We start from the raw sequence: 13328 nt of genomic DNA, 5'->3' as shown, positions 1-13328 counted from the left end.
AGATGTTTTTTGATTTTAGTCCAGTATAAAATATACATAGAAAAAGCGCATAATCCTTAAAATAAGCTGAAATCTAGTGAAAATGTACGGTAAACAATTGAAAAACTAGTCTATAAAGTGGTACAATAGTAGAAAAATACTATAGTAAGAATCACTCTTATTTTAGCGAAAAATTACAGAAATGAATGGTTTTTCTTGATGAAACAGAGAAAAGAATTGTACCTTTTTCTTGGTCGGACAGCCTTGTATTTTCTTATCTTTCTAGGGCTGCTTTACTTCTTTAGCTATCTTGGTCAGGGTCAAGGAAGCTTTATCTATAATGAATTTTAACTTGAAGGAGAATTCCTATTGTGTCAAATAAACCAATAGTAGATATGATTGAAACCATTGAGCATTTTGCTCAGACACAGCCTAGCTATCCTGTCTATAATGTTTTGGGGCAGGAACACACTTATGGCGATTTAAAGGCTGATTCGGATAGTTTGGCTGCAGTCATTGACCAACTAGGCTTGCCTGAGAAGTCTCCTGTGGTTGTTTTTGGTGGCCAAGAATATGAAATGTTGGCAACCTTTGTAGCGCTGACTAAGTCAGGTCATGCCTACATTCCAATTGATAGCCATTCGGCCTTGGAGCGAGTTTCGGCTATTTTAGAAATAGCAGAGCCAAGCTTGATTATTGCCATCTCAGACTTTCCCTTGAAGCAGGTTTCTACACCAATGATGACTCTAGCTCAGGTTCAAGAGGCCTTTGCTCAAGGGAATAACTATGAAATCACGCATCCAGTCAAGGGCGATGATAACTACTACATTATCTTTACTTCTGGTACGACTGGTAAGCCTAAGGGAGTGCAGATTTCCCATGATAACCTCCTCAGCTTTACCAACTGGATGATTACAGATAAGGAATTTGCGACGCCAAGTCGTCCGCAAATGCTGGCCCAGCCACCTTATTCTTTTGATCTGTCTGTCATGTACTGGGCACCGACCTTGGCACTGGGTGGTACACTTTTTGCCCTCCCTTCAGCCATTACTCAGGACTTTAAGCAACTTTTTGCGGCTATCTTTTCATTGCCAATCGCTATCTGGACTTCAACACCATCCTTTGCGGATATGGCCATGTTATCAGAAGACTTTAATAGTGAGAAAATGCCTGGCATCACGCATTTCTACTTTGATGGTGAAGAATTGACGGTCAAAACAGCGCAAAAACTGCGTGAGCGATTCCCAAATGCCCGTATTATCAATGCCTACGGCCCAACAGAAGCGACAGTAGCATTGTCAGCTGTTGCTGTGACAGACGAGATGTTGGCGACTCTCAAACGCCTACCAATCGGCTATACCAAGGCTGATTCTCCAACCTTTATCATTGACGAGGACGGCAATAAATTGCCAAATGGTCAACAGGGAGAAATCATTGTTTCTGGACCAGCTGTTTCAAAAGGTTATATGAACAATCCTGAAAAAACAGGGGAAGCCTTCTTTGAATTTGAAGGACTGCCAGCCTATCACACAGGTGATGTGGGAACCATGACAGATGAGGGCTTGCTTCTCTACGGTGGACGCATGGACTTCCAGATTAAGTTCAACGGTTACCGCATTGAGCTAGAAGATGTCTCTCAAAATCTTAATAAGTCTCGCTATATTGAGTCTGCTGTAGCTGTGCCACGTTATAATAAAGACCACAAGGTGCAAAATCTATTGGCCTATGTCATCTTAAAAGATGGTGTTCGTGAGCAGTTTGAGCGTGATATCGATATTACCAAGGCAATTAAGGAAGACTTGACAGATATTATGATGTCCTACATGATGCCGTCTAAATTCCTTTATCGAGACAGTTTGCCACTGACTCCAAATGGAAAAATTGACATCAAAGGATTGATTAACGAGGTGAATAAGAGATGATGGAGTTCTTTCAACAGCTTCCTCATTTAGAGCCATACGGAAATCCTCAGTATTTTGTCTATGTGATTGCTGCAACCTTGCCCATCTTTATCGGTCTCTTTTTCAAGAAACGCTTTGCCTGGTATGAAGTGCTGGTTAGCCTCTTCTTTATCGTCACCATGTTGGTAGGTGGGAAGACCAATCAGTTGATTGCCTTGGGTATTTACCTTTGCTGGGAAATATTGCTCCTGCTTTTCTACAAGCATTATCGAAAAAGCAAGGATGGCAAGTGGGTCTTCTACTTAGTTAGTTTTCTGTCCCTACTTCCGATTATCTTTGTCAAGGTGCAACCAGCTATCAATGGAACGCAGTCTTTGCTTGGATTTTTGGGAATTTCTTATCTGACCTTTCGTTCGGTTGGGATTATCATCGAGCTGAGAGATGGAGTGATTAAGGATTTTACCCTCTGGGAATTCCTCCGTTTCCTTCTCTTCATGCCGACTTTTTCAAGTGGTCCAATCGATCGCTTTAAGCGATTTAATGAAAATTATCAGGCCATTCCTGAGCGGGATGAGTTGATGGATATGCTGGATGAATCTGTTCGCTATATCATGTGGGGCTTTTTGTACAAGTTTATCCTAGCTCATGTTTTAGGAGAAACCTTGTTGCCTCCTTTGAAGAATCTAGCCTTGCAGTCAGGTGGCTTCTTTAACCTCTATGCCTTGGCAGTTATGTATACATTTGGTCTGGAACTCTTCTTTGACTTTGCAGGTTATTCTATGTTTGCTTTAGCCATTTCAAATTTGATGGGAATTCGTAGCCCTATCAACTTTAACAAACCTTTTTTATCAAGGGATTTAAAGGAATTTTGGAATCGCTGGCATATGAGTCTGTCCTTCTGGTTCCGTGACTTTGTCTTTATGCGAATGGTCATGGTGTTAACCAGAAAGAAGGTCTTTAAAAATCGTAATGTAACCTCAAGTGTGGCCTATATTGTAAATATGCTGATTATGGGATTTTGGCACGGTGTGACCTGGTACTATATCGCCTATGGACTCTTTCATGGGATTGGACTGGTTATCAATGACGCTTGGATTCGCAAGAAAAAAACGCTCAATAAGGAACGGAAAAAAGCAGGGAAGCCTGCTCTACCTGAGAATCGCTGGATTCAGTTGCTTGGCATGGTTGGCACCTTCCATGTCGTCATGCTGTCATTCTTAATCTTTTCTGGATTCTTGAATGATTTATGGTTTAAAAAATAAAAGGAAATAAAATATGGATATCAAATCAGAAGTTATCGAAATTATTGATGAGTTGTTTATGGAAGATGTTTCTGACATGATGGATGAAGATCTTTTTGATGCAGGTGTCTTGGATAGTATGGGAACGGTTGAATTGATTGTGGAGATTGAGAACCGTTTTGACATTCGTGTCCCTGTAACAGAGTTTGGTCGCGACGACTGGAATACAGCTAATAAAATCATAGCTGGCATTGTGGAGCTACAAAATGCTTAAACGCTTATGGATGATCTTCGGACCGGTCTTGATAGCTGGTTTGTTGGTTTTTCTGCTCATTTTCTTTTATCCTACTGAGATGCGTCATAATCTAGGAGCTGAAAAGCGTTCAGCAGTGGCTACTACTATCGATAGTTTTAAGGAGCGCAGTCAAAAGGTCAGAGCACTATCTGATCCAAATACACGTTTTGTTCCCTTCTTTGGCTCTAGTGAATGGCTTCGTTTTGACGGTGCTCATCCTGCGGTATTAGCTGAGAAATACAATCGCTCCTACCGTCCTTATCTTTTAGGACAGAGGGGAGCTGCATCGCTTAACCAGTATTTTGGAATGCAACAGATGTTGCCACAACTGGAGAATAAACAAGTTGTGTATGTTATCTCACCTCAGTGGTTCAGTAAAAATGGCTATGAGCCAGCAGCCTTCCAGCAGTATTTTAATGGAGACCAGTTGACCAGTTTTCTGGAACATCAATCTGGAGATCAGGCTAGCCAATATGCGGCGACTCGCTTACTACAGCAGTTTCCCAACGTAGCTATGAAGGATTTGGTTCAGAAGTTGGCAAGCAAAGAAGAATTGTCGACGGCAGACAATGAGACGATTGAATTATTGGCTCGGTTTAATGAACGCCAGGCTTCCTTTTTTGGACAGTTTTCAGTTAGAGGCTATGTTAATTATGGTAAGCATGTAGTTAAGTATTTAAAGACCTTGCCAGACCAGTTTTCTTATCAAGCAATAGAAGATGTTGTCAAATCAGATGCAGAAAAGAATACTTCCAATAATGATCTGGGAATGGAGAATGATTTCTATAATAAGCAGATTAAGAAGGATTTGAAGAAATTAAAGGATTCTCAGAAAAACTTCACCTATCTCAAGTCGCCAGAGTATAATGACCTGCAGTTAGTTTTAACCCAGTTTTCTAAATCCAAGGTAAACCCGATTTTTATCATTCCACCTGTTAATAAAAAATGGATGGATTATGCTGGTCTACGAGAGGATATGTACCAACAAACGGTGCAGAAGATTCGCTACCAGTTAGAGAGTCAAGGTTTTACCAATATAGCAGATTTTTCTAAGGATGGCGGGGATCCTTTCTTTATGAAGGATACCATCCACCTTGGTTGGTTGGGTTGGTTAGCTTTTGACAAGGCAGTTGATCCTTTCCTATCCAATCCCACACCAGCTCCGGCTTACCATCTGAATGAGCGCTTTTTCAGCAAAGATTGGGCGACTTATGATGGAGATGTCAAGGAATTTCAGTAGATGAATGACAGAAGAGTTCAAGAATGAAGCCTATTTTCACGTTTTTTCTTGACTCTTTTTTTGCTTGTGATATAATTAACTGGTAAACAAAATTCAACAGAATAGTATTTTTCTCTTAAAAAAGAGAAGTTCAAAAGGAAAGGAGTCAGATATGAGACAGCTAGCGAAGGATATTGATGCTTTTTTGAATGAGGTGATTTTGCAGGCAGAAAATCAGCATGAAATTTTAATAGGTCATTGTACTAGCGAGGTAGCTCTGACCAATACCCAGGAGCATATCCTCATGCTCTTGTCGGAGGAATCTTTAACAAATTCAGAATTGGCACGTCGCCTCAATGTCAGTCAGGCGGCAGTTACCAAGGCCATTAAGTCTTTGGTCAAGGAAGGGATGTTGGAAACATCTAAAGATCCTAAGGATGCGCGTGTGGTTTTTTATCAGTTGACTGACTTGGCTCGTCCAATCGCTGAGGAGCATCATCATCACCATGAGCATACACTTTTAACCTATGAACAAGTGGCGACTCAGTTTACTCCAAATGAACAAAAAGTGATCCAGCGGTTTTTGACTGCTTTAGTAGGAGAAATCAAATAATGAGATATATTACGGTAGAGGATTTATCCTTCTATTATGATAAGGAGCCCGTTCTTGAACATATCAATTATAGTGTTGATAGTGGGGAATTTGTTACCTTGACGGGGGAGAATGGGGCGGCTAAGACGACACTGATCAAAGCCAGTCTTGGAATTCTTCAGCCACGCATTGGAAAGGTGACCATTTCAAAGACAAATACTCAGGGAAATAAATTGAGAATAGCCTATCTTCCCCAGCAGATTGCCAGTTTTAATGCTGGTTTTCCAAGTACGGTTTATGAATTTGTCAAGTCGGGTCGCTATCCGAGAAAAGGCTGGTTCCGTCGCTTGAATGCTCATGATGAGGAGCATATCAAGGCTAGTCTGGACTCAGTTGGCATGTGGGAACATCGAGACAAACGCTTGGGTTCTCTATCTGGGGGACAAAAGCAGCGAGCGGTGATTGCGCGCATGTTTGCTTCGGATCCAGATGTGTTTATCCTAGATGAGCCGACAACGGGGATGGATGCAGGAAGTAAAAATGAATTTTACGAACTCATGCACCACAGCGCCCATCATCATGGCAAGGCTGTTTTGATGATTACCCATGACCCTGAAGAAGTTAAGGACTATGCGGACCGCAATATCCATCTAGTCCGTAACCAAGACTCACCATGGCGTTGTTTCAACGTTCATGAGAATGACCAGGAGGTGGGCCATGCTTAGTTTATTATCTTATGACTTTATGCAACGCGCCTTTCTGGCGGTTATTGCTATGAGTCTTTTCTCGCCAGTTCTTGGAACCTTCCTTATCTTGCGTCGTCAGAGTTTGATGAGTGATACTCTTAGCCACGTCTCGCTGTCGGGTGTAGCTTTTGGTCTGGTTCTGGGGATTTCTCCGACTGTTTCTACGATTGCCATTGTCTTGATTGCGGCGGTCTTTCTGGAGTATCTCCGTACGGTTTACAAGAGCTTTATGGAAATCGGGACAGCTATCCTCATGTCAACAGGTCTGGCTGTTTCTCTGATTGTCATGAGCAAGGGTAAAAGCTCCAGTTCTATGAGTTTGGACCAGTACCTTTTTGGTTCGATCGTGACTATCAGTGAAGAGCAGGTCATTTCCCTCTTTGTCATTGCGGCGGTTGTCTTGATTTTGACCTTCCTCTTCCTTCGTCCGATGTATATCCTGACCTTTGATGAGGATACGGCCTTTGTGGATGGCTTGCCAGTTCGTACCATGTCCATTCTTTTTAACATGGTGACAGGGGTGGCCATTGCCCTTATGATTCCTGCTGCGGGAGCTCTTCTGGTATCGACTATCATGGTCTTGCCAGCTAGTATTGCCCTGCGTCTGGGGAAAAACTTTAAATCGGTTATGCTGTTAGCCAGTGCTATTGGATTTTTGGGAATGGTAGCAGGACTTTACATTTCCTACTATGCAGAAACACCTGCAAGTGCAAGTATTACCATTATTTTTGTAACTGTTTTCTTACTAATTAGTTTAGTAAGACGTTTTATCAAATAGGAGACTAAGATGAAAAAAATTAGCTTATTGCTAGCCAGTTTATGTGCCTTGTTTTTAGTGGCTTGTTCCAATCAAAAACAGGCAGATGGCAAACTCAATATCGTGACAACCTTTTACCCTGTCTATGAATTTACCAAGCAAGTCGCAGGAGATACTGCTAATGTAGAACTCCTCATCGGTGCTGGTACAGAACCCCATGAATACGAACCGTCTGCCAAGGCAGTTGCCAAAATCCAAGATGCAGATACCTTCGTTTATGAAAATGAAAACATGGAAACTTGGGTTCCTAAATTGCTAGATACTTTGGATAAGAAAAAAGTGAAAACCATCAAGGCGACAGGCGATATGTTGCTCTTGCCAGGTGGTGAGGAAGAAGAGGGAGACCATGACCATGGAGAAGAAGGCCATCACCATGAGTTTGACCCCCATGTTTGGTTATCACCAGTTCGTGCCATTAAACTAGTAGAGCACATCCGTGACAGCTTATCGGCAGATTATCCTGATAAAAAAGAGACCTTTGAAAAGAACGCATCTGCCTATATCGAAAAATTGCAAACATTGGATAAGGCTTATGCAGAAGGCTTGTCTCAAGCCAAACAAAAGAGCTTTGTGACTCAGCACGCAGCTTTTAACTACCTTGCCTTGGACTACGGTCTCAAGCAAGTATCAATCTCAGGTCTCTCACCAGATGCAGAGCCATCAGCTGCACGTCTGGCAGAATTGACAGAGTACGTCAAGAAAAATAAAATCGCCTATATCTACTTTGAAGAAAATGCCTCACAAGCCCTTGCTAACACACTTTCAAAAGAGGCAGGTGTCAAAACAGATGTCCTTAATCCTTTAGAAAGTCTGACAGAAGAGGACACCAAGGCGGGAGAAAATTACATCTCTATCATGGAGAAAAACCTCAAGGCTTTGAAACAAACAACGGACCAAGAAGGTCCAGCAATCGAGCCTGAAAAGGCAGAGGATACCAAGACAGTTCAAAATGGTTACTTTGAGGATGCAGACGTCAAGGACCGCACCTTGAGTGACTATGCAGGTAACTGGCAATCAGTTTATCCTTTCCTTGAAGATGGAACTTTTGATCAAGTCTTTGACTACAAGGCTAAGTTGACTGGTAAGATGACTCAGGCTGAGTACAAGGCCTACTATACAAAAGGCTATCAGACAGATGTGACTAAGATTAATATTACTGATAACACTATGGAATTTGTTCAAGGTGGACAAAGTAAGAAATATACTTATAAGTATGTTGGAAAGAAAATCTTAACTTACAAGAAAGGTAATCGTGGTGTGCGCTTCCTCTTTGAAGCGACAGATGCGGACGCTGGACAGTTCAAGTATGTTCAGTTTAGTGACCACAATATCGCCCCAGTTAAGGCAGAACATTTCCATATCTTCTTTGGAGGCACCAGCCAAGAAGCCCTCTTTGAAGAAATGGATAACTGGCCAACCTACTACCCAGATAACCTATCTGGACAAGAAATCGCCCAAGAAATGTTGGCACATTGATTAGAAACCGACTAGTTCATAGGAGCTAGTTGGTTTTTTGATACTAGATGGCTAACTTCATTATAGACCTTTCCAGAACTTTAAAAAATAAATAAAACTCTTGAAATATCTGGATCTGTATGTTAGAATAATTTTATCGGATAAGGTTCATTAGAACACCAAAGCCCCTAACTACTGCCATAGTTAAGGGGTGTTTTGGTATATTCTACAGGAATAGAAAAAGACCCTCTAAACTTTGTAGAGAGCCTTAAAAAATCAAAATAAAAAGATACCCCCCAGCACATAGGAATGCTCAACCTTTCAGTCTACCCCATTCTGGGACCCAGCGTTTATCCTTCACAAGTTATCTTATTGAGTCCATTATATCACACTTATGGAAAATGTAAGAAATTTGTATAGTATTTTTAAATGAATTGATGAAAAATCAAATACCTTTCAGAACTAAGGAACTTTAAATAATAAATAAAACTCTTGAAATATCTGGACCTGTATGTTAGAATAAAATCGATAGGCAAGGTTCATTAGAACACCAAATCCCTTAACTAGTGCGATAGTTAAGGGGTGTTTTGGTATATTCTACAGGAATATATAATCCTAGTTTTCTAATTTGCTCTTTGATTTTTGTTGAGTATAAACATTTTAACAAAAAAGTTAGTCTTTAATAAAAGAAGCGATATAGTGATATTAGAAATTCTCTTGTAATTCTGATATGTCTGCGTATTTTTCGTAAGTTACCTGTTTAGTAATCAGATGTCAGTTAAGGGTTTGATGTTTTATAAAAGAAAATTATGGAGGAAGGGAAATCCGACTTTATAAACTAAACTGTAAAAAACGGCAAATTTGACAAATGAATAAGAAAAAAATAAAAAGCAACTGTTTTTATTAAAAAGATTGCTTAATAGTTAGATTGGAGGGAAGAAAAATATGAAAAATTTAAGTCAACGACTTGTTGATAAAAGTGTTGAGGCCTTTATTATGGGGCTGGAAATTTACAACAAGCCTACAATCAAATATCGTATTGAAGGATTCAGTTTTTTCATATGTAATGCTTGGGAGTTGATGTTGAAGTCTGAAATGCTAAATAGAAATCTATCAATCTATTTTAAGGATAATCCAGATAGAACTCTCAGCCTTGAAAATGTTATCAAGAAAATTTATTCCGATGATAGTACACGAATTCGACTAAATCTGGAGCGTATTATTGAGCTTAGAAATATCAGCACACATTATATTACAGAGGATTACGAACTAAAGTACGCTCCACTATTTCAAGCGTGTGTACTTAACTATGTCAATGAACTTCAGAGATTTCATGGTAGAGACATCACTGAGACCATTGCACAAAATTTCCTAACTATATCAGCAAGTTATGAGCCTCTGACAAATGAACAAATCAGACTAAAATACCCAGCGGAAATTGCAGAAAAGTTTATTCAGCAAGCAAATGCTATAGATGTTCTTGTTTCTGAGTATAATTCAGATAAATTTGCAATCGGTGTAAAACAAAACCTATACATCACAAAGAAAAAGTCTGAAGCTGACTTCGTTGTCTCAATTGCAAATCAATCTCCCTCTCAAGTAGCAATAGTAAAAGATTTAAAAGATCCATCAGAGACTCACAAATATTCATACGGGAATATCATCTCAGTTGTAAATGATCGATTAAACAAGAAGAATATCAAATTAAATTATAAATCTGGTTTCAATCAATATGTTCTAACCTTAATCATTGATTTCTATTCAATAAAAACTGACGAGAAATTTGCATATTGCCATAAAATAGGTAAGTCTGAGCACTATACCTATTCACAGCAATTTGTTGACTTTATCATTACAGAAATAGAAAAAGACCCTCTAAACTTTGTAGAGAGCCTTAAAAAATCAAAATAAAAAGATAACCCCAGGCACATAGGAATGCTCAACCTTTCAGTCTACCCCATTCTGGGACCCAGCGTTTATCCTTCACAAGTTATCTTATTGAGTTCATTATATCACACTTATGGAAAATGTAAAGAAATTTGTATAGTATTTTTAAATGAATTGATGAAAAATCAAATACCTTTCAGAACTAAGGAACTTTAAATAATAAATAAAACTCTTGAAATATCTGGGCTTATATGCTAGAATGTAGTTAATGGATAAGGTTCATTAGAACACCAAATCCCCTAACTAGTGCCATAGTTAAGGGCTTTTTTGACGTATCTTAGCGATTTAACGGGTGTTGATAGGCTAGTCAGTCGGTCTACTTCTTACCATCTAGCCATTTGCAAACGAAATACAAGATGATTCCAGCTATGACGTCTGCTATAATAGTAAGAGCGAGCTCTGGGATAAGGCTCATTAGTTTCACCTCCTCTCACGAACCCATAGGAACGTAATCGGTAACCGATGACAAAAGTATTATACCACACTAAATTTAGATCATCAAGGTCACTTAATGCTTGAACTATTGTAGATTATATGCTAGAATATAGTTAATTGATAAGGTTCATTAGAACACCAAAGCCCCTAACTATTGCCGTAGTTAAGGGCTTTTTTGACGTATCTTAGCGATTTAACGGGTGTTTATAGGCTAGTCACTCGGTCTACTCCTTACTATCTAGCCATCTGCAGACGAAATACAAGATAATTCCAGCTATAACATCCGCTATAATAGTAAGAGCGAGCTCTATGATAAGGCTCATTAGTTTCACCTCCTCTCACGAACCCATAGGAACGTAATCGGTAACCGATGACAAAAATAGTATACCACAATAAATTTATATCATCAAGGTCACTTAATGCTTGAAATATAGGGTCTAGGCGACAAAGTCTTTAAAATCAGAAAAACGTATAGTATCAGATGTATAAAAGCTTGATGTTATATCAATTAAAAAAGTGGATAGGAAAGTTTTCTGATTATCAGAATTCCTTCCTATCCACTTTTTGAAGATTGTAAGTTAACCTTAGTTTATATAGAATCAGCTTATTTGTTTTATTTATTAAAACCTTGCAAAGCCTTTTGGCGTTCTTCCACTTGACCTTTAGCATCCAATTTATTGCCAGCGTAGACAGCTGTTTCCCATGATCCGTACATTGGATTTGGGAAGATGATGAATTTTTCACCGAATTCTTTTTGCAATTCTTCAAGTTGTTTATCACGGTCAGATTCAGAAATCTTCGAAAAATCTGCAAAGTCTACGAGGTTATCACCAAATAGTAATACTAGATTAGTTTTCTCTTGAACTGCTTGGCGACGCCCTTCTTTGGATTTTACACCACTTTCTAAGAGCATGAGGTGATCACGCCCTTGTACAGGGATTCCTTCGTTTTCTAGATTTTTAATCGTAGCATCTATTTGATTAACTGAGCGGTCAGAAATATAGTAAATTTGGATGCCGTTTTGATTGGCAAATTGAAGAAACGTCTTGGCTCCTGGGACGGCTTTTGCTGCAGCTTTTTGAACCCAAATATCCCAATTTTCAGGTGTGAATGCTGTTCCGTCTTTGATATTTTGAACTTGATAAGGACTATTATCTAAGACTGTTTCATCTAAGTCCAAAATGATTGAATAAGGCTTGTCTGATTCTGTTTTCAGTAATTCCTTTAGACGATCTGTGGCAACATTATAACCTTGTAGATACAAGGCTTTGGTTTCAGCTGATTTTTGATACCAAAGGGTTGACATAGTATTTTCTCTTGACCGTAGTTGGTCATATGTCATTGTAATCTGATTATCAGATGAGCTCTTATTGCTTGTCTGTGTTTCTGTAGACTTTGTTGCACAACTAGATAATAAGACGACAGATGCAAGTGCAGAAAGGATTGTAACAGTAGTTTTTGCTGATTTCATGAAATATCTCCTATTCATTAATTTCATAAATAGTATAGCACGAGAGAAAAGTTAAGGCAAGTCATTCTCTGACTATGGATGAAGATTCTATAGAAGTTAATGCAGTGAAAAAAAGAGATTACTAACTTGAAATGCAGTTTCACCTCTAATTATTGACATTTCAGGAAAAATCGCAGTAAAAACGGCACAGCCTTCTTTAAATGTGATATAATACTAGAAAAATACTTGTGGAGGTTCCATTATGGCAATATTTTTCATGATTTTTCTGATTGTTTGTGTGCTCCTATTGGTGATAGTCACACTGAGTACAGTTTATGTGGTTCGTCAGCAGTCGGTGGCGATTATTGAACGCTTTGGGAAATACCAAAAGGTTTCCAACAGCGGTATTCATATTCGCTTGCCTTTTGGGATTGACTCGATTGCAGCACGCATTCAGTTGCGCTTGCTGCAAAGTGATATTGTGGTTGAGACCAAGACCAAGGACAATGTGTTCGTGATGATGAATGTAGCGACTCAGTACCGTGTCAATGAGCAGAGCGTGACAGATGCCTACTATAAACTCATGCGTCCAGAATCTCAGATTAAATCTTATATCGAAGATGCTCTTCGCTCTTCTGTTCCCAAATTAACCTTGGACGAATTGTTTGAGAAAAAAGATGAGATTGCCCTTGAAGTTCAACACCAAGTAGCAGAAGAAATGACCACTTACGGCTACATTATCGTGAAAACCTTGATTACTAAGGTGGAGCCAGATGCAGAAGTTAAGCAATCCATGAATGAAATCAATGCGGCGCAACGCAAACGGGTCGCAGCGCAAGAATTGGCAGAAGCCGATAAGATTAAAATTGTCACTGCAGCTGAAGCCGAAGCAGAAAAAGACCGCCTTCATGGTGTGGGGATTGCCCAACAACGTAAGGCGATTGTGGATGGATTGGCAGAATCTATCACCGAACTCAAGGAAGCCAATGTTGGCATGACAGAAGAACAAATCATGTCCATCCTTTTGACCAACCAGTATTTGGATACCTTGAACACCTTTGCCTCTAAAGGAAATCAAACCATCTTTTTACCAAATACTCCAAATGGTGTGGATGATATCCGTACACAAATCTTGTCAGCTCTTCGCGCTGAGAAGAAATAATAGACTAAAGAGCTTGGCAACAGGCTCTTTTTGCATTGCGTTTATTAAGAAAAACAAAAAATATTGATATACATTTATACTCAATGAAA

12 protein-coding genes are annotated in these 13328 nt (G+C 39.4%); 11 read left to right on the top strand and 1 reads right to left on the bottom strand.

What is annotated here, in order from left to right; all coding sequences use genetic code 11:
- The first annotated feature begins 198 nt into the window (after positions 1-198).
- From HT691_RS04485 to HT691_RS04440, 10 genes are all read left to right on the top strand, one after another.
- Complete coding sequence (locus HT691_RS04485) at positions 199-330, top strand: teichoic acid D-Ala incorporation-associated protein DltX (protein WP_000813667.1); 132 nt, start codon at positions 199-201, stop codon at positions 328-330.
- 20 nt (positions 331-350) lie between these two features.
- Positions 351-1901 carry a D-alanine--poly(phosphoribitol) ligase subunit DltA gene (gene dltA / locus HT691_RS04480; RefSeq protein ID WP_023934254.1) on the top strand — a complete coding sequence of 517 codons (1551 nt, stop codon included), beginning with the start codon at positions 351-353 and terminating at the stop codon, positions 1899-1901.
- The gene (dltB, locus tag HT691_RS04475; RefSeq protein WP_138705896.1) at positions 1898-3142 is read left to right on the top strand and encodes a D-alanyl-lipoteichoic acid biosynthesis protein DltB; all 1245 of its coding nucleotides are present in this window, start codon (positions 1898-1900) and stop codon (positions 3140-3142) included. Before dltA ends, dltB begins: the two co-directional genes overlap by 4 nt.
- Positions 3143-3155: 13 nt before the next feature.
- The gene (gene dltC / locus HT691_RS04470; RefSeq protein WP_000351967.1) at positions 3156-3395 is read left to right on the top strand and encodes a D-alanine--poly(phosphoribitol) ligase subunit DltC; all 240 of its coding nucleotides are present in this window, start codon (positions 3156-3158) and stop codon (positions 3393-3395) included.
- The gene (dltD, locus tag HT691_RS04465; RefSeq protein WP_138705895.1) at positions 3388-4656 is read left to right on the top strand and encodes a D-alanyl-lipoteichoic acid biosynthesis protein DltD; all 1269 of its coding nucleotides are present in this window, start codon (positions 3388-3390) and stop codon (positions 4654-4656) included. The genes dltC and dltD overlap by 8 nt, the downstream gene beginning before the upstream one ends.
- A 151-nt stretch (positions 4657-4807) precedes the next feature.
- Positions 4808-5248, top strand: coding sequence for a zinc-dependent transcriptional regulator AdcR (gene adcR, locus HT691_RS04460; RefSeq protein ID WP_023934248.1), 441 nt, complete (start codon positions 4808-4810; stop codon positions 5246-5248).
- Positions 5248-5952 carry a metal ABC transporter ATP-binding protein gene (locus HT691_RS04455; RefSeq protein ID WP_023934246.1) on the top strand — a complete coding sequence of 235 codons (705 nt, stop codon included), beginning with the start codon at positions 5248-5250 and terminating at the stop codon, positions 5950-5952. Before adcR ends, HT691_RS04455 begins: the two co-directional genes overlap by 1 nt.
- On the top strand, positions 5945-6751 hold the full coding sequence (locus HT691_RS04450) for a metal ABC transporter permease (RefSeq protein WP_000950038.1): 807 nt from the start codon (positions 5945-5947) through the stop codon (positions 6749-6751). The genes HT691_RS04455 and HT691_RS04450 overlap by 8 nt, the downstream gene beginning before the upstream one ends.
- 9 nt (positions 6752-6760) lie before the next feature.
- The gene (adcA, locus tag HT691_RS04445; protein WP_000724077.1) at positions 6761-8266 is read left to right on the top strand and encodes a zinc ABC transporter substrate-binding lipoprotein AdcA; all 1506 of its coding nucleotides are present in this window, start codon (positions 6761-6763) and stop codon (positions 8264-8266) included.
- A gap of 924 nt (positions 8267-9190) precedes the next feature.
- Positions 9191-10156: a DUF3644 domain-containing protein gene (locus HT691_RS04440; RefSeq protein WP_000793783.1), complete on the top strand. Its 966-nt coding sequence runs from the start codon at positions 9191-9193 to the stop codon at positions 10154-10156.
- A 1084-nt stretch (positions 10157-11240) separates the two neighbouring features.
- On the opposite strand, the gene HT691_RS04435 is transcribed toward HT691_RS04440, so the two are convergent.
- Entirely contained in the window at positions 11241-12098 is an 858-nt protein-coding gene (locus HT691_RS04435) for a 5'-nucleotidase, lipoprotein e(P4) family (protein ID WP_000833516.1), read from the bottom strand.
- A gap of 241 nt (positions 12099-12339) precedes the next feature.
- Here HT691_RS04435 and HT691_RS04430 point away from each other — a divergent pair, with 241 nt between their 5' ends.
- Complete coding sequence (locus tag HT691_RS04430) at positions 12340-13239, top strand: SPFH domain-containing protein (protein WP_000963957.1); 900 nt, start codon at positions 12340-12342, stop codon at positions 13237-13239.
- Positions 13240-13328 lie beyond the last annotated feature (89 nt).

This window comes from Streptococcus sp. 477 (assembly GCF_013277295.1).
Lineage (GTDB): Bacteria > Bacillota > Bacilli > Lactobacillales > Streptococcaceae > Streptococcus > Streptococcus pseudopneumoniae.
Note: the sequence above shows the minus strand (reverse complement) of the source record. Positions and strands in the feature narration are given on the sequence as shown.